The sequence below is a fragment of the Saccharothrix sp. ST-888 genome (assembly GCF_000955975.1).
Taxonomy (GTDB): Bacteria; Actinomycetota; Actinomycetes; order Streptomycetales; family Streptomycetaceae; genus Kitasatospora.
In genome coordinates, this window is the sequence record NZ_JYJF01000071.1 from 18,109 (window position 1) to 37,613 (window position 19,505).

General features: G+C 71.8%; 15 protein-coding genes. 8 read left to right on the forward strand and 7 right to left on the reverse strand.

Translation table 11 applies throughout. From position 1 onward, the window contains the following. Positions 1 to 29: 29 nt before the first annotated feature. Complete coding sequence (locus UK12_RS21545) at positions 30 to 992, reverse strand: helix-turn-helix transcriptional regulator (protein WP_045304715.1); 963 nt, start codon at positions 990 to 992, stop codon at positions 30 to 32. 248 nt (positions 993 to 1,240) lie between these two features. Here UK12_RS21545 and UK12_RS21550 point away from each other — a divergent pair, with 248 nt between their 5' ends. Next, positions 1,241 to 1,954, forward strand: a complete 714-nt coding sequence (locus UK12_RS21550) for a G1 family glutamic endopeptidase (RefSeq protein ID WP_045304716.1) — start codon at positions 1,241 to 1,243, stop codon at positions 1,952 to 1,954. A gap of 121 nt (positions 1,955 to 2,075) precedes the next feature. Here UK12_RS21550 and UK12_RS21555 read toward each other — a convergent pair whose 3' ends face one another. Continuing rightward, entirely contained in the window at positions 2,076 to 4,115 is a 2,040-nt protein-coding gene (locus UK12_RS21555; RefSeq protein WP_197085060.1) for a M3 family metallopeptidase, read from the reverse strand. A gap of 270 nt (positions 4,116 to 4,385) precedes the next feature. Between UK12_RS21555 and UK12_RS21560 the strand changes: the two genes are divergently transcribed. Then, positions 4,386 to 6,083: a bifunctional 3'-5' exonuclease/DNA polymerase gene (locus tag UK12_RS21560; RefSeq protein ID WP_045304718.1), complete on the forward strand. Its 1,698-nt coding sequence runs from the start codon at positions 4,386 to 4,388 to the stop codon at positions 6,081 to 6,083. A 229-nt stretch (positions 6,084 to 6,312) separates the two neighbouring features. Here the strand turns inward: UK12_RS21560 and dhaM are convergent, their stop codons facing one another. Then, entirely contained in the window at positions 6,313 to 6,705 is a 393-nt protein-coding gene (gene dhaM, locus UK12_RS21565) for a dihydroxyacetone kinase phosphoryl donor subunit DhaM (protein WP_045304719.1), read from the reverse strand. A 128-nt stretch (positions 6,706 to 6,833) separates the two neighbouring features. Here dhaM and dhaK point away from each other — a divergent pair, with 128 nt between their 5' ends. Both dhaK and dhaL read left to right on the forward strand, forming a co-directional pair. After that, on the forward strand, positions 6,834 to 7,829 hold the full coding sequence (gene dhaK / locus UK12_RS21570; protein WP_045304720.1) for a dihydroxyacetone kinase subunit DhaK: 996 nt from the start codon (positions 6,834 to 6,836) through the stop codon (positions 7,827 to 7,829). Between the two features lie 43 nt (positions 7,830 to 7,872). Next, a complete protein-coding gene (gene dhaL / locus UK12_RS21575; RefSeq protein ID WP_045304721.1) occupies positions 7,873 to 8,493 on the forward strand; it encodes a dihydroxyacetone kinase subunit DhaL in 621 nt (206 codons plus the stop codon). A 61-nt stretch (positions 8,494 to 8,554) separates the two neighbouring features. Here the strand turns inward: dhaL and UK12_RS21580 are convergent, their stop codons facing one another. Further along, positions 8,555 to 9,745 (reverse strand): PP2C family protein-serine/threonine phosphatase, encoded by a 1,191-nt coding sequence (locus UK12_RS21580; protein WP_052682051.1) that lies wholly within the window; start codon positions 9,743 to 9,745, stop codon positions 8,555 to 8,557. A 419-nt stretch (positions 9,746 to 10,164) separates the two neighbouring features. Between UK12_RS21580 and UK12_RS21585 the strand changes: the two genes are divergently transcribed. Both UK12_RS21585 and UK12_RS21590 read left to right on the forward strand, forming a co-directional pair. After that, positions 10,165 to 10,383 (forward strand): heavy-metal-associated domain-containing protein, encoded by a 219-nt coding sequence (locus tag UK12_RS21585; RefSeq protein ID WP_052682052.1) that lies wholly within the window; start codon positions 10,165 to 10,167, stop codon positions 10,381 to 10,383. A gap of 71 nt (positions 10,384 to 10,454) precedes the next feature. Further along, a complete protein-coding gene (locus UK12_RS21590) occupies positions 10,455 to 12,707 on the forward strand; it encodes a heavy metal translocating P-type ATPase (RefSeq protein WP_045304723.1) in 2,253 nt (750 codons plus the stop codon). 59 nt (positions 12,708 to 12,766) lie between these two features. Here the strand turns inward: UK12_RS21590 and UK12_RS21595 are convergent, their stop codons facing one another. The 3 genes from UK12_RS21595 to recD2 all read right to left on the reverse strand — a co-directional run bounded on the left by UK12_RS21595 (position 12,767) and on the right by recD2 (position 17,833). Beyond that, the gene (locus UK12_RS21595) at positions 12,767 to 13,486 is read right to left on the reverse strand and encodes an SDR family NAD(P)-dependent oxidoreductase (protein ID WP_045304724.1); all 720 of its coding nucleotides are present in this window, start codon (positions 13,484 to 13,486) and stop codon (positions 12,767 to 12,769) included. A gap of 490 nt (positions 13,487 to 13,976) precedes the next feature. Further along, the gene (locus tag UK12_RS21600) at positions 13,977 to 15,266 is read right to left on the reverse strand and encodes a citrate synthase (RefSeq protein ID WP_045304725.1); all 1,290 of its coding nucleotides are present in this window, start codon (positions 15,264 to 15,266) and stop codon (positions 13,977 to 13,979) included. Positions 15,267 to 15,487: 221 nt separating this feature from the next. Beyond that, entirely contained in the window at positions 15,488 to 17,833 is a 2,346-nt protein-coding gene (gene recD2 / locus UK12_RS21605) for an SF1B family DNA helicase RecD2 (protein ID WP_197085062.1), read from the reverse strand. A gap of 191 nt (positions 17,834 to 18,024) precedes the next feature. On the opposite strand from recD2, the gene UK12_RS21610 reads away from it, so the two are divergent. Then, a complete protein-coding gene (locus UK12_RS21610; protein ID WP_045304726.1) occupies positions 18,025 to 18,816 on the forward strand; it encodes a VOC family protein in 792 nt (263 codons plus the stop codon). 111 nt (positions 18,817 to 18,927) lie between these two features. After that, the gene (locus tag UK12_RS21615; protein WP_045304727.1) at positions 18,928 to 19,380 is read left to right on the forward strand and encodes a GNAT family N-acetyltransferase; all 453 of its coding nucleotides are present in this window, start codon (positions 18,928 to 18,930) and stop codon (positions 19,378 to 19,380) included. Positions 19,381 to 19,505: the final 125 nt, after the last annotated feature.

Genomic DNA, 19,505 nt, shown 5'->3' on the forward strand with positions numbered 1-19,505 from the left:
GCCGCCCCCTCCGAGGCCGTCAGGGGCCGTCAGAGCAGGTCCGCACGGGCGGCCTGGATCCCGGCCTGGAAACGGGTGCGCGCGCCGAAGCGGTCCATCAGCTCCCGCACCCAGCGCTGCACCGTCCTGGTGGAGACACCGAGTTGGCGGGCGATGCTCTCGTCGGTGAGCCCGGCGGCGAGCAGGTTGAGCAGGCGCTGGTGCCGGTCCTCCGGCTCGGCCTCGGTGTCCGTCGCCGGGAACCGCATCGCGTGCGACCAGTACAGCTCGAACAGCCCGATCAGCGCGTCCAGCAGGGAGGACGGCCGGACCAGCAGCACGTTCTGCAGCTCGGTCCCGGCACTCACCGGCAGCAGCGCCCAGCGCGAGTCGATCAACGCCAGCTTGAGCGGCAGCTCCGGGAGCACCCTGGCCTGTTCGCCGCCCCGGACGAAGGTGCGGATCTCCGCCACCCGCTCGGGCTCGCGCAGTACCCGGCTGTCGTAGACCGCCCGCATGGCCACGCCCCGTCCCAGGACGGCGAGTTCCGTCTTCGGATCGGTACGGCGGATGTACGGCGGCCGGTCCAGCACCCGCAACTGCTCGCGCACGCCCAGCTGCAGGCTGCGCCAGAGCTCGGCGATCGACTCGCGCCCGCTGATCACCTCGACCAGCTCGCCCATGCCGGACTGCCGTCGGCGGTAGGTGCGCATCAGCTCGTTGATCCGGCCGCGGGCCCGGCGGAGTTCGACCTCGCGCTGGAGCAGCAGTTCCTCCAGGGCGACGTCGGGCGCGGCGGCCGTCCAGCGCCGCTGTCCGCCGGCCGGCCGCTCCACCAGGCCGTGGTCGGCCAGCGACTCCAGTGCGGCCACCGAGCGTTCGGTGTTCAGACCGACCCAGCTGCCGAGTTGCTGCGCCGAGGCGCTACCGGCGTCGAGCAGCCGCAGATAGAGCTCCTCGGCATCCGCGCCGATGCCCAACCCGGCGAATCTGGCCCCAGCGAGCTCCGGCATCGGTACCCCCTTCCCGGACCCTTCCTGAGCGAGAAGTCCGCAGGCGGAGTCCGACTCTGTGGCATCGGACCGGCGAAAGCAAGGGAGTACCGGCAAGTCATGTACCCGCCATGACGCGTTCCTGACCCACTCATTGCCTTCCGCCCGGGGCAGCGCGGCCCGCACTGTTGGCGACAGCGTTCCGCCGGGCACCGACCCCACCGGTCCGACGGTCCGCCGAAGTCCCCAACCCCCACCAGGAGTTCTTGATGCGCGCACTCCGCACCGCCGGTACCGTGGCAGCCGTCCTGCTCGCGGTCTCCACCGCCGCGATCGCCACCCCCGCGAGCGCCGCCGCCCCCGCCCACACCGCACCGGCCACGCACTACTACGGCCACCACTCGCCCGGCTCGTACAACTACGACGGCGGCGTCTGGGGCGGCTACGTCGCCCAGGGCAGCAACTTCCGTACCGTCACCGGCTCCTGGACCATGCCGCAGGTGCAGTGCAACACCTCCAACGACCTGTTCGCCCCCTGGGTCGGCATAGACGGCTACGGCTCGCAGACCGTGGAGCAGACCGGCGTGCAGGTGGACTGCTCCAGCGGCTCGCCCGTCTACTCGGGCTGGTACGAGATGTACCCGGCGCCGCCGCAGTACTTCAACGACCCGGTGGACGCCGGGGACAGCTTCACCGGCAGTGTCGTGTACGGCGGCAACAGCACCTACACCCTGAAGCTCACCGACAACACCAAGGGCTGGACGGAGACCACCCGTCAGCGGCTGCGCGCGCAGAACGTCAGTGCCGAGGCGGTCATCGAGTCGCCGTCCCAGAGCTACCCGTCCTTCGACAGCCTGGACTTCAGCCACGTCACGGTGAACGGCCAGACCTTCGACGCGTACTCGCCGCAGGCCATCGACAGCGGCCAGTACACCGAGACCGGCCTGCAGAACGGTTCGTTCTCCATCGTCCCGGCGAACTAACCCCGGCAAACCGGTCCGTCCGGGTCCGGGCCCGAGCAGTCCGGACCCGGCCCGGACCCGAACGGCGACCGCGCACCGGCCGCAAGGCGCTGTGCACGGCCGCCGTCCGCGGAGCCGACGGTCAGGCCCCGGTGAGCCCGCGCCGGGCGAGCAGCGGGGCGATCTCGGGGTCACGGCCGACCACCGCGCGGAAGCAGTCCAGCGCGTCCACGCTGCCGCCCCGCGACAGCAGTTCGGCACGGAAGATCTCGCCGCTCTCGCGCACCGGACGGCCGTTGGTGCGGAACCACTCGACGGTGTCCGCGTCCAGCACCTCCGACCAGATGTAGGCGTAGTAGCCCGCGCTGTACTCGCTCGCGAAGATGTGGCTGAAGTACGTGGTGCGGTAGCGCGGCGGTACGGTCGGCAGCGCCAGACCGGCCTTGGCCAGCGCGGCCGCCTCGAACTCCTCGGCGTCGGCGATCTCCTGGCCCACCGGCACGGTGTGCCAGGCCCAGTCGAGCAGCGCGGCGGCCAGGTACTCGACCGTGCGGAAGCCCTGGCCGAACCGCTCGGCGGCGGCGATCCGGTCCACCAGCTCGGCCGGCAGCGGCTCACCGGTCACGTGGTGCTTGGCGAAGTTGGCCAGCACCTCGGGCCAGTCCATCCACATCTCGTTCACCTGGGACGGGAACTCCACGAAGTCGCGGGGTACTTCGGTCCCGGTGAAGAACGGGTAGCGGACGGCGGAGAAGAGGCCGTGCAGCGCGTGGCCGAACTCGTGGAAGAGCGTCCGCACCTCGTCCCAGGTCAGCAGGGCGGGCTCGCCGGGGGCCGGCCGGGCGATGTTGAGGTTGTTGACCACCACCGGACGCTGGCCCAGCAGCTCGGACTGCCCCACCAGTTCGTTCATCCAGGCCCCGCCGCTCTTGGACTCCCGGGCGTGGAAGTCGCCGAGGAACAGGCCCAGCGGGCTGCCGTCCGCCTCGAACACCTCGAAGACCCGGACGTCCGGGTGGTACCCGGTGAGCTCGGGGCGCTCGGCGAAGGTCAGCCCGTACGCCAGCCGAGCAGCGAAGAACACGCCGTCGCGCAGCACCCGCTCCAGCTCGAAGTACGGGCGCAGCGCGGCGGTGTCCAGCTCGTAGACGGCCTTGCGGACCTGCTCCGAGTAGTACGCCCAGTCGTGCGCGGCCAGCTCGGTGATGCCGTCGGCCGCCGCGGCCTTGGCGAGTTCGGCGGCCTCGCGCTCGGCGTTGGCGACGGCGGCGGGCACCAGGCGGGCCAGCATCGTGTCCACCGCCTCGACCGTCCCGGCGGTCTCGTCGGCCACCACGTACGCGGCGTGGCTGGGGTAGCCGAGCAGTGCGGCGCGCTCGGCGCGCAGCCCGGCCATCCGGACCGCCACCGGACCGTTGGACTCGACGGCACGGCCGAGCGAGGCCTCCAGCAGCCGGGCCCGCACGGCGCGGTCGGTGAGCGCGGCCAGCTCGGGCTGGTTGGAGAAGTTCTTCAGACTCAGGACGTAGGAACCGTCCTGGTGGCCGAGGGCCTTGGCGTTCTCGGCGGCTGCGGCGATCTGACCGGCCGGCAGGCCGTCCAGCTGCTCGGCGCCGTCCAGCACCAGGGCGCGGGCCCGGGTGTCGGTGAACACGTTCTGCCTGAAAGCCGTGGAGTCCGACGCCAGCTGGGCGTTGATCTCCCGCAGCCGCTGCTGCTCGGCGTCCGACAGCCGGGCCCCGGCCCGGACGAAGCGGGTGTGGTGACGCTCCAGCAGGCGCAGCGCCTGGGCGTCCAGGTCAAGGGTCTCGCGGGCCTCGTGGACGGCGCGCACCCGGGCGTAGAGCGCCGGGTCGAGGTGGATCGCGTCGGCGTGTTCCGCCAGCCGAGGGCTGATCTCGGCATCAAGCTCCTGCAGAGCGGGGGTGGCGTCGGAGGCGACCTGGTTCGAGAAGACCAGCTGCACCCGCCTCAGCAGAGCGCCCGAACGCTCCAGCGCCACCAGCGTGTTGTCGAAACTCGGCGGCTCGGGGTCGGCAACGATTGCCGCGATCTCGGCCAGCTGGTCGGCCATTCCGCGCTCGAAGGCGGGCAGGTAGTGCTCTTCCCGGATCTCGGCGAAGGGCGGGAGCTCGTAGACCAGGGTGCTGGGCTCGAAGAAAGGGTTGTCGTTCATTGCCAGAACCTTACGCGCTGTCATGCCTGCTGCCTACGGCCCGATCGGCCCTCTCAGCCCTCGCCCGGCCAGTCCCGGCCGAGCTGCAGGAACAGGCCCGGACGGTCGGATACACCGCGCATCTCGCCGCTCCCGCAGGGCAGCGGTTCTCCAGGGGCGGCCGCCCGCCACCCCCGACACCCGAGGACACCCAGGCGCCCTGGCGCGCCCCGGATCACCGTTGTCAGTGCCGGGCGCTACGGTCGGGCGGACACCCGTCCGAGAGGAGGAGACCCCATGGCCCCGGCCCCCCGTACTGCTCTGGTGCCCGACCCGCACGGCCCGGGCGGGCGCCTCCAGCCGCTCGCCGAGGACGGCAGCCCGCTCGGCCCGCCCGTCCGGGTGTCCTCGCTCGCCGCCGCCGTCGCCGAGCGGGAGGCCGCCGAGCAGCCGCGCTGGGTCTGGGCCGCCGCTGACAGCGCGTACACACCGCTGCTGCCGGGCCGGCTGGCCCGCTGCCACGATCTGCGGCTCACCGAGGCCCTGCTGCTCGGCCACGAGGGCGCCTGGGGCGCGCCGCGCTCCCTGGGCGCCGCCTGGGCCAGGATCAAGGGGCTGCCCGTCCCGGCCGACCTGCCCGAGAGCGCCGGTGCGGGCGATCAGGAGAGCCTCTTCGCCCCGGACCGCCTCCAGCTCCCGCCCGGCACCGATCCGCTGGCGGCGTTGATCGCCGTCCACGCCGAGCAGCAGCGCCGGATCCAGGCCATCGCCGACCCGGCGGCCCGCGCCCGCTTCCGCCTGCTGGTGGCCGCCGAGTCGGCCGGCGGCCTGCTGGCGGCCGAGATGGCCTTCGACGGGCTGCCCTGGCGCGCCGACATCCACGACCGGCTGCTCACCGAACTGCTCGGCCCGCGCCCCACCGTCCCGGGCACCCAGCCGCGCCGCCTCGCCGAGCTGACCGCCGAGCTCCAACAGGCGCTCGGCGGCCGCCCGTTCAACCCGGAATCGCACACCCAGGTGCTGCGCGCCTTCGCCGACCAGGGCATCCAGCTCGGCTCCACCCGCTCCTGGGAGCTGAACCGGATCGACCATCCGGCCGCCCGCCTGATGACCCGCTACAAGGAGCTCTCCAGGCTGCACGCGGCCCACGGCTGGGCCTGGCAGGACGCCTGGGCCAGGGGCGGCCGGTTCCGCCCCGAGTACGTGGTCGGCGGCGTGGTCTCCGGCCGCTGGGCCAGCCGGGGCGGCGGCGCGCTGCAGATCCCGCGCATCCTGCGCCGCGCCGTGGTCGCCGACCCCGGCTGGACTCTGGTGGTCGCCGACGCCGCGCAGCTGGAGCCACGGGTGCTGGCCGCGCTCTCCCAGGACGCCGGGCTGGCCCGCAGCGCCGCCGAGGGCGACCTCTACGACGCACTCGCCGCCACCGCCTTCCAGGGCGACCGCGACAAGGCGAAACTCGGCCTGCTCGGCGCGATGTACGGGCAGACCAGCGGCGACATCGGCCCCCTGCTGGCCACCCTGCGCCGCCGCTACCCGGCCGCGATGGGGTACGTCGAGGCCGCGGCCCGCACCGGGGAGGACGGCGGGATCGTCCGCTCCCGGCTCGGCCGCACCTGCCCACCCCCCACCGCCGACTGGCTGGACTTGACGGAGGCTCCCGAGACGGCCGGGGAGGCCGGCGGCCGCTCGGCCAGGGCGCGCGGGCGGTTCACCCGCAACTTCGTCATCCAGGCCAGCGGGGCGGACTGGGCGCTCGCCCTGCTCGCCGCGCTGCGCCGGCGGCTGACCGCCCTGGAGTCCGGCCCGGACCGGCCGCACCTGGTCTTCTTCCAGCACGACGAGGTGGTGGTGCACACCCCGCTCAACCTGGCCGACCAGGTCGCGGCCGCCGTGGCGGACGCCGGCGAGGAGGCCCGCGCCCTGGTCTTCGGCGACACACCCGTCCGCTTCCCGCTCAGCGCGACCATCGCGGACTGCTACGCCGACGCCAAGTAAGCCTTCCGGGGCGGGGGGTGGGCGAATCACGGGCGCGGGGAACTGCGCGCTTCGGAAGGTGGCCACGGTCGGCCGGGCCCGCTGGGCCAGTTACACCCGAGCGCCTCCAGCAGGCGGTGCAACTCCACCGCCGGAGATCGGTCCGGCTCTCGGCCGTCCGCCGCACTCAGTTCCCCCGTGCCCCGGAAGGTCACCCCTGCCCCTGAAGGGTCGCCCCTGCCGGGCCCGGTCAGAACTTCCGGAAGCCGCGCGCCTCTTCGGCCGCCGCGACCACCTCGGCCAGCGCCGCCCCGGCCGAGGCGGTGACGGCGGCCGCTACCGCGCCCTCCACGAACGGTGCGTCCACCAGCACCGCCCCGTCCCTCGGATGGTCCTCCAGCACGGTCCGCGCGGTGAGCACCGAGCTGCCGAGGTCCGGCAGGACGACCACCCCGGCGCCGCCGTCCGCCTCCGCCAGCGCGCGGACGATCAGGTCGTAGCTGGTGCCGAGACCGCCGTCCCCGGTGCCCGCGGCGACCGCCACCGGAACGGCGTCGGACCCGAGTTCGGTGAGGAGCTCGCGCAGTCCGGCCGCCATGGCGGGGCTGTGCGAGACGAGAACGATACCCACGTGCTTGCCCATGCCCCGACCCTAGCCCGCAGCACCACCCGTCACTCGACGGCCAGTTCGAGACTCGGCGTGTCGTATCGCTCACCAAGCCGTGTCCGCTGGCGTAACGTCGGCTTCAAGATCTGCCGAGGGAGTGTGCCTTGAAGAAGCTGATCAACTCACCGGAGACCGTCCTGACGGACGCGCTGACCGGATTCGCCGCCGCCCACCCGGAGTTGGCGGTGGACATTCCCAACCGGGTGATCACCAGAGCGGTCCGGCCGAGCGGCCCGAAGGTCGCCCTGATCTCCGGCGGCGGCAGCGGCCACGAGCCGCTGCACGGCGGTTTCGTGGGGCCGGGCATGCTCGACGCCGCCTGTCCCGGCGAGGTGTTCACCTCCCCGGTGCCCGACCAGATGCTGACCGCCGTCCGGGCGGTGCACAGCGGCGCGGGTGTGGTCCTGATCGTGAAGAACTACACCGGCGACGTGATGAACTTCCAGCTCGCCGCCGAGCTGGCCGCCGAGGAGGGTGTCGAGATCCGCACCGTCCTGGTCAACGACGACGTCGCGGTGGAGGACTCGACCTGGACGGCCGGCCGCCGCGGCACCGGTGCGACCGTGATGGTGGAGAAGATCGCCGGTGCGCTGGCCGAGCGCGGCGCGGCGCTGGACGAAGTGGCCGAACTCGGCCGGCGGGTCAACGCCGCCTCCCGGTCGTTCGCCGTCGCGCTCACGGCAGCGACCGTACCGGCAGCCGGAAAGCCGGGCTTCGACCTGCCGGAGGACGAGATCGAGGTCGGCGTGGGCATCCACGGCGAGCCGGGGCGCCGCCGCGAACGGCACCGCCCGGCCGCCCAGCTCGCGGCCGAGGTGGTGGACACCATCCTCGCCGACCACGAGCTGACCGTGGGCGACGAGGTGATCGCCCTGGTCAACGGGCTCGGCGGGACACCGCTGCTGGAGCTCTACGTGGTCTACGGGGAGGTCCGGGCCCGGCTCGCCGAGCGCGGCATCCACATCGCCCGCAACCTGGTCGGCAACTACGTCACCAGCCTGGACATGGCGGGCTTCTCCCTGACTCTGACCAAGGCCGACGGCGAACTGCTGGAGCTGTGGGACGCCCCGGTGGCCACCCCGGCCCTGACCTGGTCCTGACCCCGATCCGTCCCTGTCGATCCGTCCCTGGAGGAGTACCGAAGTGGACACCGAACTCGCCGTCGCCTGGATCCGGGAGATCGCTGCCGCCGTCGAGCAGCAGGAGTCGTACCTCACCGAGCTGGACTCGGCGATCGGCGACGGCGACCACGGCAGCAACCTTCGCCGCGGCTTCACCGCCGTCGTCACGGCGCTGGACACGCTGGAGGCCGACTCCGTGGGAGCGGTCCTCGCCAAGACCGGCACCACCCTGATCTCCAAGGTCGGCGGGGCCTCCGGGCCGCTGTACGGGAGCGCGTTCCGGGCCATGGGCAAGGCGCTGCCGCAGGCCACGGCCACCCCGGCCGAGCTGGCCGTCGCGCTGGCCGAGGGCCTGCTGGCCATCCAGCAGCTGGGCGGGGCAAAGCCCGGCGACAAGACCATCGTGGATGCCTGGACACCGGCCCTCGCCGCATTCGAGGCGGCTGCCGCCGACGGTCTGCTCGCCGCGGCGGAGGCCGCGGACGCGGCCGCCGCCCAGGGTGCGCGGGACACCGTGCCGCTCCAGGCCCGCAAGGGGCGCGCCTCCTACCTGGGTCCCCGCAGCACCGGCCACCAGGACCCGGGCGCGACCTCGACGGCCCTGATCCTGCACGCCCTCGCGGACACCGCCCGCGCCGCCTGAACCGTCCGCACCACGCGGTGTGCCCGGCAGGTTCACCTCCCGGACGGCGGCCGGCGGCAGGTCACCCGATCTTCGACCGGTCGTGGTCGGTCCGGGAGATCAGCAGCAGCAGCGCGTCGTCGTCGAGCTCCCCGCCGGTGTGCGTCAGCAGGTCCGCGTAGATCCGCCCGACCGCGCTCTCCAGCTCCGCCTCCGAGCGGGCCGCGTCCCGCACCAGCGGGCCGACCCGCTCGGTCAGCGGATAGAACTCGCCCGAGTCGTGGTGCCTGGCCTCGATCACGCCGTCGGTGCACAGCACCAGGACGTCGTCGGGCCCGAACGGCAGGCTGACGCTGTTCGGCGACCCGCTCGCGAGCTTGCCGAGACCCAGCGGCACCCACGGATCGGCGGCCTCCAGCACCGTCACCGTCCCGTCCGGCCCGACCCTGATCGGCGGGACGTGCCCGTAGTGCAGCAGTTCCATCGCCCCCGGCCGGCGGAACTCGGCGAACAGCGCGGTGGTGAACTCCCCGTCGGGCACGTGCCGTTCCACGCTCGCCTCGATCCGGGACGCCACCGCGAGCAGACCGTTCTCGTCGTACGCCGCCTCGCGGAAGGCGCCGAGCACCACGGCTGCGGTCTGCACGGCCCCGAGACCCTTGCCCCGGACGTCGCCGACCAGCACCCGGGTGCCGTGCGGGGTGTCGAGCACCGAGTACAGGTCCCCGCCGATCCGCGCCGCGTCCGCCGCCGACACGTACCGGACGGCCAGCCGCAGCGGCCCGACCGACGGCCCCGGCAGGCTGAGCAGGGCCCGCTGGGCGGCCTCGGCCACCGAGCTGACGGCGGCGTACGCGGCGGCCCGGTGCATACGCAGGCGGGCCAGCCAGGCGCTGAACACCGTCAACACGACGTAGCTGAGAATCGCCCCGAAGAGGAACCGGCCGTCCTGCAGGTTGTCCATCTGGTCGTAGTAGCTCAGCCCGAGCAGTGCGAAGAAGCCGAGCGAGCAGACCAACAGCAGTTCGGCGGGGCGCAGCGTGAGGGCGGCGATCGACGGCACCATCACCATCAGCGGCGCCAGATAGCGGTCCTGCCCGGAGAAGAAGTCGGTGACCGAGACCGCCAGGATCGCGAGCAGTGCGGGGGTGGCACGGCGCCGGAAGGACAGGTCCTGCAGGTCGGTGGCGAGGAGCGCACTCTCCCGCCTGGCCTGCGGCAACCCGGCCGGCCGGGGCTTCGCGGGTGACTGGGCACGGCGATTCCGGAACACATACCGAACATATCGGAGGAATCCTCCGAATGCGCCATGCGCAGATATCCATAATCATGACTGATTGTCCGAATTGCCTTACCGTACGGGTCGCGCCCCGGTCCGCCGCGGGATGAAGGGAAGACGACCGCAGATGTCCGGACCCCGGCAGCACCCCGCACCCGAGGCGGCCCGCTCCGGCCGCTCGCCCCAACGGGTGGTCCCGACCTCACGCCGGAACCACCCGTCGCGGCGCACCGACAACTGCAGGAGCAGCCGCCCCCGATCCCCTCGGCCCACCGAGGGCGCGGACTGCGACGCACACCACATTCCTTGCCCAAGGAATACCCCCTAGGGGTATTGTGTTCGAGCAGACAGAAGCGCGAACCCAGCCAGCGTCCGAGCATCCCCGCTCGGGCGGAACCGATCCGGAGGCCCCGATGTCCAGCACCATCACGTACACCGTCAGCGGCATGAGCTGCGGCCACTGCGAGAAGTCGATCAGCGAGGAGGTCTCCGCGCTTCCCGGTGTGATCGAGGTCGCCGCCGACACCAAGGCCGGCACGGTGACGATCTCCTCCCAGTCCCCCCTGGACGAGGGCGCCGTGCGCGCCGCCGTCGACGAGGCCGGCTACGAACTGGTCGGCCCGGCCGCCTGAGCCACCGTACGGGGGCGCGCCCCCGACGCGCCCCCGTACGCTCGCACCGAGGCCAGCAAGGAGCAACGAGCATGAGCACCACCACGCCGGACATGGCGTCCGGAGCCGTCCGTGACCGGGTGGAACTCTCCATCGGCGGGATGACCTGCGCCTCCTGCGCGGCCCGGATCGAGAAGAAGCTCAACCGGATGGACGGCGTCGAGGCGACGGTGAACTACGCCACCGAGAAGGCCCAGGTGGACTTCACGCCCGAGGTGAGCGTGGCCGACCTCATCGCCACGATCGAGCGGACCGGCTACACCGCGGAGCTGCCCCCGCCGCCGGAGGCCACCGGCGGGCAGGCCGCCGAGCCCGACCCGCTGTGGGAGCGGCTGCTGATCAGCCTCGCCCTCGCCATCCCCGTGGTGCTGCTCTCCATGGTCCCCGCCCTCCAGTTCGACAACTGGCAGTGGCTGGCCTTCGCCCTCACCGGCCCGGTCGTCGTCTACGGCGGCCTGCCCTTCCACCGCGCCGCCTGGACCAACCTCAGGCACGGCGCGGCCACCATGGACACACTGGTCTCGCTCGGCACCCTGGCCGCCTTCGGCTGGTCGGTGTGGGCTCTGTTCTACGGCCACGCCGGGATAGCGGGGATGCGGCACGACTTCTCGCTCTCGGTCGGCACCGGCGACCCCTCCTCCGCCCTCTACCTGGAGGCGGCCGCAGGCGTCACCACCCTGATCCTGCTCGGCCGCTGGCTGGAGCACCGTTCCAAGCGCCGCGCGGGCGCCGCCCTGCACGCTCTGCTGGACCTCGGCGCCAAGGACGTCGCGGTGCTCCGGTCCGGCCGCGAGGTGCGGCTGCCGGTCGCCCGGCTCGCCGTCGGCATGCGCTTCGTGGTGCGGCCCGGCGAGAAGATCGCCACCGACGGCGTGGTGGTCGAGGGCGCCTCCGCCGTGGACGTCTCGATGCTCACCGGCGAGTCCGTCCCGGTCGAGGTCACGGTCGGCGACCCGGTGGCCGGCGCCACAGTCAACGCCGGCGGCCGCCTGGTGGTCGAGGCCACCCGGGTCGGCGCCGACACCCAGCTGTCCCGGATGGCCAGGCTGGTGGAGGACGCCCAGAACGGCAAGGCCGCCGCCCAGCGCCTGGCCGATCGGATCTCCGCCGTGTTCGTCCCGGTGGTCATCCTGATCGCGCTCGCCACCCTGGTCGGCCGGCTGCTGATCTCCGACAGCTCCACCGGGGCGTTCACCGCCGCCGTCGCCGTGCTGATCATCGCCTGCCCGTGCGCCCTCGGACTGGCCACCCCGACCGCCTTGATGGTCGGCACCGGCCGCGGCGCCCAACTGGGCATCCTGATCAAGGGCCCGGAGGTCCTGGAGACCACTCGCGCGGTGGACACCATCGTGCTGGACAAGACCGGCACCGTGACCACCGGGCGGATGGCGCTCACCGCCGTGCACACCGCCGAGGGCGTGTCCGAGACCCAGGCCCTGCGCCTGGCCGGTGCGCTGGAGCACGCCTCCGAGCACCCGATCGCCCGGGCCGTCGCCGCCGCTGCGGCCGAGCGGGTCGGCGGCCTGCCCTCGGTCGAGGACTTCGAGAACGTGCCGGGGCACGGTGTCCAGGGCGTGGTCGAGGGCCACGCGGTGGTGGCAGGACGCGAGGTGCTGCTGGCCGACCGGGCCCAGCACCTGCCGCCCGCGCTGGCCGCCGCCAAGTCGGCCGCCGAGGCCGCCGGCCGGACCGCCGTCGCGGTCGGCTGGGACGGTGCCGCCCGCGCCGTCCTGGAGGTCGCCGACACCGTCAAGCCCACCAGCGCCGAGGCGATCCGCGAACTGCGGGCGCTGGGCCTGCGTCCGGTCCTGCTGACCGGTGACAACCGGCGGGTGGCCGAGGCCGTCGCGGCCGAGGTCGGCATCGCACCCGAGGACGTGATCGCCGAGGTGCTGCCCGAGGACAAGGCGGCCACCGTGCAGCGGCTGCAGGCCGAGGGCCGCTCGGTGGCGATGGTCGGCGACGGCGTGAACGACGCCGCCGCGCTCGCCCAGGCCGACCTGGGCCTGGCCATGGGAACCGGGACGGACGCCGCGATCGAGGCGGGCGACCTGACCCTGGTCCGCGGCGACCTGCGCTCGGCCGCCGACGCCATCCGTCTCTCCCGCCGGACCCTGGCCACCATCAAGGGCAACCTGTTCTGGGCCTTCGCCTACAACGTCGCCGCGATCCCACTGGCCGCGGCGGGCCTGCTCAACCCGATGGTGGCGGGCGCCGCGATGGCCTTCTCCTCGGTCTTCGTGGTCACCAACAGCCTCCGGCTGAGGCGCTTCGACGCGGCCTGACCGGCTGCCCGACCGGGTGGACCGGCACGGCCCGGCCGGGTGCCCGACGGCCTCGGCGCTCAACGCCCGAGCAGCTCGCCGCCGTTGCAGTGCAGGATCTCGCCGGTGATGAACCCGGCCTCCGGCGAGGCCAGGAAGTAGACGGCCGCCGCGACCTCCCCGGTCTCGCCGATCCGGCCGAGCAGTGTCCGGGAGGCCCGCCGGGACACCTCGGCGTCGTCCAGTCTGGGTCCGAAGAACTCGGTGCCCGCGACCGTTCCGGGGGCCACGATGTTGGCGGTGATGCCGGAGGGGCCGAGCTGGGCGGCCAGGAAGTGGTTCCAGGCGTGCAGCGAGGCCTTCGCGGCACCGTAGGAGCCGGCCCCGCGCAGGGCGGCGATCGAGCTGACCGTGACCACCCGGCCGGTGCCCTGGGTCAGCCGGTCCCGGATCGACTCGGTGAGCATCACCACGGTGAGCACGTTGCGCTCGAAGTCCCCGCGCCAGCGCGCCAGTACGGCGTGCGGACCGGCGCCGATCACGGTCTCCCGGCTGCCCGCGTTGTTGACCAGCACGTCGACCTGCTCCGGCAGTCCGGCCAGCGCGTCCTCGACGGCGTCCGGGTCGGCCAGGTCGCAGACCAGCGGGGTGACGTTGGCGCCCAGGTCGGTGGCGGCCCGTTCCAGCACCGCACGTCGGCGGCCGACGATCACGACCTGCTCGCCCGCCTCGGCGAAGCGCCGGGCCACCTCGTACCCGATACCCGTGCCGCCACCCGTGACGACGACATTTCTGGCCATCTGCGCACTCCCTCCCTGCCCCGCCGCCGCTGCTTCAAGAAGCGCGGTCGGTCCGTACCGGATTGGCACGATTCCTATCACGCTGGGTTGTCGCGTCTGCGGGGAGGGTGATGCCGTGCGCTGCGGAAGGTGTGGTATGGGCGGGGGTACGAGTGCACACAGAGCGTGGCGAGAGCCAACTCACACCCCCTCGGCGTAACTTTGCGCCCCCAGATACGTCTTACCTTTTGTAGTGCGGCAGCTTTTTGGTGGGCGGCGACGCGGCGAACGGCTTCACGTCGTCGCAGGGCCACCGCTGTCGCCGACGGGGCTCCGGCGGGCCCCGGGACGACTGCCGACCGGTTCGGCGGTCTCGCGCACGACGCCGGGGTGCGGCCGGTCAGGAACGCTTTGAGCGGCCGTTCCCGACTCGGCCGCCCTCGGGCGTCGTGCGCCGTTGCGTCGAAGGGCCCGGCTGCCATGAGCAGCCGGGCCCTTCGGATTGCCTGCGTCAGCGAGCGTCGAGGCCGACGTAGTCGCGGATCTCCACGCCGGTGTAGATCTGACGCGGACGGCCGATACGGCTGCCCGGGTCGTTGATCATCTCGTGCCAGTGGGCGATCCAGCCCGGCAGCCGGCCGAGGGCGAACAGCACGGTGAACATGCTGGTCGGGAAGCCCATGGCGCGGTAGATCAGGCCGGTGTAGAAGTCCACGTTCGGGTAGAGCTTGCGCGAGATGAAGAACTCGTCGTTCAGCGCGTGCTCTTCCAGCTTGAGCGCGATCTCCAGCAGCTCGTCGGACTTGCCGAGCTGGCCGAGGACCTCGTGCGCCAGGATCTTGACCTGCGCGGCACGCGGGTCGAAGGCCTTGTACACGCGGTGACCGAAGCCCATGAGCTTCACGCCGTCCTCGCGGTTCTTCACCTTGCGGATGAAGCCGTCGACGTCGCCGCCGTCCTTCTGGATCTGCTCCAGCATCTCCAGGACGGCCTGGTTGGCGCCACCGTGCAGCGGGCCCCAGAGCGCCGAGATGCCGGCCGAGATCGAGGCGAACTGGTTGGCGTGGCTGGAACCCACCAGGCGGACCGTGGAGGTCGAGCAGTTCTGCTCGTGGTCCGCGTGCAGGATCAGCAGCTTGTCCAGCGCGTTGACGATGACCGGGTTGATCTCGTAGTCCTCGGCGGGGACCGCGAAGGTCATCCGGAGGAAGTTCTCGACGTAGCTCAGGTCGTTGCGCGGGTAGACGAACGGCTGGCCGACCGACTTCTTGTACGCGTAGGCGGCGATGGTCGGCAGCTTGGCCAGCAGGCGGACCGTCGACAGGTGGCGCTGCGCGGCGTCGAACGGGTTGTGGCTGTCCTGATAGAAGGTGGACAGCGCGCCGACGACCGAGGACAGCATCGCCATCGGGTGGGCATCGCGCGGGAAACCGCCGAAGAAGCGCTTGACGTCCTCGTGCAGCAGGGTGTGCTGCGTGATCTCGGCGTTGAACTTCTCCAGCTGATCGGCGTTCGGCAGCTCGCCGTTGATCAGGAGGTACGCGGTCTCGATGAAGCTGCCCTGCTCGGCCAGCTGCTCGATCGGGTAGCCGCGGTAACGCAGGATGCCGTTGTCACCGTCCACGAACGTGATCGCGGACTTGTAGGCGGCGGTGTTGCCGAAGCCGTTGTCCAGGGTGACCAGGCCGGTCTGCGGAAGCAGCTTCGAGATGTCGAAGCCGGCGTTGCCCGCAGTGCTCTCAACGACGGGGTACTCGTACTCGCCGTCCTGGTACCGCAGTACTACCGATGTGTCGCTCACGTCTTCCTCACCGACGAAATGAATCCCTAGGTGTCCTGACTGACTCTACGATCCCCCATCCGAGGGACAGCTGCTCACCCGGGGTGGGCCGAAAAGGGCCCGGTCCTACAAAAGCTGTCGCCGCTGCCGGTATGGACCGGACAAGATCGGCGTCAGACTAGGCTCTGCCTTAAATCTCTTTACGTCAAGACAACCTCGGAGCGGCAGAACCCCTTGGATGATCATCCAGAGGCCAGCCGATGATCAAGCGCGGAGTGCCTCCGACCTGCACTGACCGCCCGGACAGCCTGTCCGATCGCTCTCCGTGACCCCACCAGCACCACCAGTTTCTTCGCCCGTGTCACGGCCGTGTAGAGCAGGTTCCGCTGCAGCATCGTCCAGGCCGAAGTGGTGACGGGAATCACCACCGCCGGGTACTCACTGCCCTGGGAACGGTGAATGGTCACCGCATACGCGTGCGCAAGCTCGTCCAACTCGTCGAAGCCGTACGGCACCTCCTCGTCCTCGTCGGTGAGCACCATCAGTCGCTGCTCCTCGACGCTGAGCGAGGTCACCACGCCGACCGTGCCGTTGAAGACGCCGTTCTGACCCTTCTCGTAGTTGTTCCGGATCTGTGTGACCTTGTCACCTACCCGGAAGGTACGGCCGCCGAACCGGCGCTCCGGCAGGCCCTCGCGGGCCGGCGTGACCGCTGCCTGCAGGAGCGTGTTCAGATTCCCCGCGCCCGCCGGACCCCGGTGCATCGGGGCCAGCACCTGGACGTCCCGGCGGGCGTCCAGACCGAACTTCTGCGGAATCCGCCGGGCCACCACGTCCACCGTCAGCCCGGCCGCCCGCTCCGCGTCCTCCTCCGCGAACAGGAAGAAGTCCGCCAGCCCCTCGGTCACCGGCGGCAGCCCCTCGTTGATCCGGTGCGCGTTGGTCACCACACCGGACTGCTGGGCCTGCCGGAAGATCCTGGTCAGCCGGACCGACGGGATCGGGCTGCCCTCGGACAGCATGTCCCGCAGCACCTCGCCCGCCCCCACCGAGGGAAGCTGGTCCACGTCCCCCACGAACAGCAGATGCGCCCCGGGGGCAACCGCCTTCACCAGCTTGTTGGCCAGGATCAGATCCAGCATCGACGCCTCGTCCACCACCACCAGGTCCGCATCCAGCGGCCGGTCCCGGTCGTACGCGGCATCACCACCGGGACGCAGCTCCAGCAGCCGGTGCACCGTGGACGCCTCCACCCCCGTCAGCTCCGACAGCCGCTTAGCCGCCCGCCCCGTCGGCGCCGCCAGCACCACCTTCGCCCGCTTGGCCAGCGCCAGCGTCACGATCGACTTCACCGTGAACGACTTGCCGCACCCGGGACCGCCCGTCAGCACCGCGACCTTCTCGGTCAGCGCCAGCCTCACCGAATCCCGCTGCTCCGGGGCGAGTTCGGCTCCCGTACGCTGCGCCAGCCAGCCGAGCGCGGCCGCCCAGTCCACGTCCCCGAAGACCGGCATCCGGTCCGACTCCGAACGCAGCAGCCGCACCAGCTGGTTGGCCAACGAGATCTCCGCCCGGTGGAAGGGCACCAGGTACACCGCCGTGATCGGCTCACCCGCCTCACCCGGCACCGGCTCGCGGACCACACCCTCCTCCGCGACCAACTCCGCCAGGCAGTCGATCACCAGACCGACGTCCACCTGAAGGAGCTTCACCCCGTCCGCGATCAGACGCTCCTCGGGCAGATAGCAGTGGCCCTGATCGCCGCTCTGCGACAGCGCGTACTGCAGCCCGGCCTTCACCCGCTCCGGACTGTCGTGCGGGATACCGACCGCCTGCGCGATCCGGTCGGCCGTCAGAAACCCGATGCCCCACACATCGGCCGCCAGCCGGTACGGCTCGTTCTTCACCACCCCGATCGAACTGTCGCCGTACTTCTTGTAGATCCGCACCGCGAGGGAGGTGGAGACCCCGACCCCCTGCAGAAAGACCATCACCTCCTTGATGGCCTTCTGCTCCTCCCAGGCCGCGGCGATCATCTTCGTCCGCTTCGGGCCGAGCCCCGGCACCTCGATCAGCCGCTCGGGCTCCTGCTCGATCACGTCCAGGGTGTCCACCCCGAACCGCTCCACGATCCGCTCGGCGAACCTCGGACCGATCCCCTTGATCAGCCCCGACCCCAGATACCGCTGGATCCCCTGCACCGTCGCCGGCAGCACGGTCGTGTAGTTCTCCACCGTGAACTGCTTGCCGTACTGCGGATGCGAACCCCACCGGCCGAACAACCGCAGCGACTCCCCCGGCTGCGCACCCAGCAGCGCCCCGACCACGGTCAGCAGATCGTGCGCCCCACGCCCGGTGTCCACCCGGGCCACCGTGTAACCGGTCTCCTCGTTGGCATAGGTGATCCGCTCCAGCACGCCCTCCACCTGGGCCAGCTGGCGCTGCTGCGGCGGCTGTTGCTGTTGCTGTTGCTGCTGTTGCTGTTGGGACGACTGGCCCTGCCGGGGTGGCTGCTGTTGTCCCGGGCTCCCCGGCCGACCCTGCGCGGAGCGCTCCTCGCCCGCAGGCCGGGCCGACCGCTGCTGCATCCCCACGACGAGGCCCCTTCTCCACTCCGCTGTCGGTGACCGTCCGCTACGCACCGTACCGCCCGGCACCGACAACCCGGGAACCCCGCCCGCCGCACCGCACGCCCGCGGCCGCGCATCACCGGTTGTGGGCACCCAGGGCAGGGCCGAGGATGCCAGAGGGGGCAGACCACGTCCGTCGAAGGATTTCCATGCTCACCACCGAGTACGTCCCCGGCTCCCCCATCTGGCTCGACCTCGGCAGTCCCGACCCCAGTGCAGCCCGGGACTTCTACTCCGCCCTCTTCGGCTGGACCGTCAGCTCGCCCGGCCCCGAAGCCGGGGACTACGGCTTCTTCCAGCTGAACGGCAGGACCGTGGGGGGACTCGGCCGGCTCACCGAGGAGGGTGCCGCCCCCGCCTGGGCGGTCTACTTCGCCACCGAGGACGCCGACGCCACTGGCGCCCGGGTCCAGCAGGCCGGTGGCACCGTACGCTTCGGCCCGGTCGACGTCTTCACCCACGGCCGGATGTCCGGCCTCACCGACCCGACCGGCGCGCGCTTCGCCGTCTGGCAGCCCCGGGAGACCAGCGGCCTCGGAGCGGTCACCATCCCCTACAGCCTCTGCTGGACCGAACTGCTGAGCACCGACCCGGCAGCCGCCAAGAACTTCTACTGCTCCGTGTTCGGCTGGCAGGAGCAGGACGTCCCGTTCGGCGACGCCGCCTACACCGTGCTCACCCCGGCCGGCGGCGGTACCGACAGCGGTCAGGGCGGCATCATCCAGCTGAACACCGCGCAGGCGGCGGCCGGCCTCGGCTCGCACTGGCTCCCCTACTTCGAGGTCCCGGACGCCGACGCCACGATCGCCAAGGCCCGGCAGCTCGGCGGCGCTGTCCGCACCCCCGCGGAGGACGCCCACGGCGTCGGCCGCTTCGCCCAGCTGACCGACCCCCACGGCGCTCCCTTCGCCGTCATCACCAGTGCGGGACCGAGTGACTGACGGTCCGTCGACCTCCTGGTTCAGCGCCCCGTTTCACCCCTGTTTCCCCCTGAACCTGCCTGGCCGAGCCGCTCACAGGCCGCTGAACGGCCTGGACTAAGGTCCTCCGGTATGACCGACCTGAACATCCGCCCCGCCGTCCTGGACGACCTCTCCGCAATCGTCGCCATGCTCGCCGACGACCCGCTCGGCGCCGGCCGGGAAACCCCCGACGACCTGGCGCCCTACCAGGACGCTTTCGCCCGTCTCGCCACCGACCCCAACCAGCACCTGATCGTCGCCGAACGCGAAGGCCGGGTCGTCGGCACCCTCCAGCTCTCGGTCATCCCCGGCCTCTCCCGCCGCGGAGCCACCCGCACCGTCATCGAGGCCGTACGCATCCAGGCCGACGAACGCGGCAGCGGCCTCGGCAGCGAACTGATCCAGTGGGCCGTCGACCGCTCCCACGAGCTCGGCGCCAACCTGGTCCAGCTCACCTCCGACGCCACCCGTACCGACGCCCACCGCTTCTACGAGCGCCTCGGCTTCGTGGCATCCCACCTCGGCTTCAAGCTCGCGCTCTGACGGGACAACCCGGCGCGAGAATGGTCCGGAAATGGTCCGGAAATGCGGAAAGCCCCCTCCCGGTCTCCCGGGAAGGGGCTTTCTCGAATGATTGTTCGGCGGCGTCCTACTCTCCCACAGGGTCC

Coding starts and splice junctions, on each gene's coding strand:
- UK12_RS21545 (WP_045304715.1), bottom strand. CDS start 992: ATGCCGGAGCTCGCTGGGGCCAGATTCGCCGGGTTGGGCATCGGCGCG.
- UK12_RS21550 (WP_045304716.1), top strand. CDS start 1,241: ATGCGCGCACTCCGCACCGCCGGTACCGTGGCAGCCGTCCTGCTCGCG.
- UK12_RS21560 (WP_045304718.1), top strand. CDS start 4,386: ATGGCCCCGGCCCCCCGTACTGCTCTGGTGCCCGACCCGCACGGCCCG.
- dhaM (WP_045304719.1), bottom strand. CDS start 6,705: ATGGGCAAGCACGTGGGTATCGTTCTCGTCTCGCACAGCCCCGCCATG.
- UK12_RS21585 (WP_052682052.1), top strand. CDS start 10,165: ATGTCCAGCACCATCACGTACACCGTCAGCGGCATGAGCTGCGGCCAC.
- UK12_RS21590 (WP_045304723.1), top strand. CDS start 10,455: ATGAGCACCACCACGCCGGACATGGCGTCCGGAGCCGTCCGTGACCGG.
- UK12_RS21595 (WP_045304724.1), bottom strand. CDS start 13,486: ATGGCCAGAAATGTCGTCGTCACGGGTGGCGGCACGGGTATCGGGTAC.
- recD2 (WP_197085062.1), bottom strand. CDS start 17,833: ATGCAGCAGCGGTCGGCCCGGCCTGCGGGCGAGGAGCGCTCCGCGCAG.
- UK12_RS21610 (WP_045304726.1), top strand. CDS start 18,025: ATGCTCACCACCGAGTACGTCCCCGGCTCCCCCATCTGGCTCGACCTC.
- UK12_RS21615 (WP_045304727.1), top strand. CDS start 18,928: ATGACCGACCTGAACATCCGCCCCGCCGTCCTGGACGACCTCTCCGCA.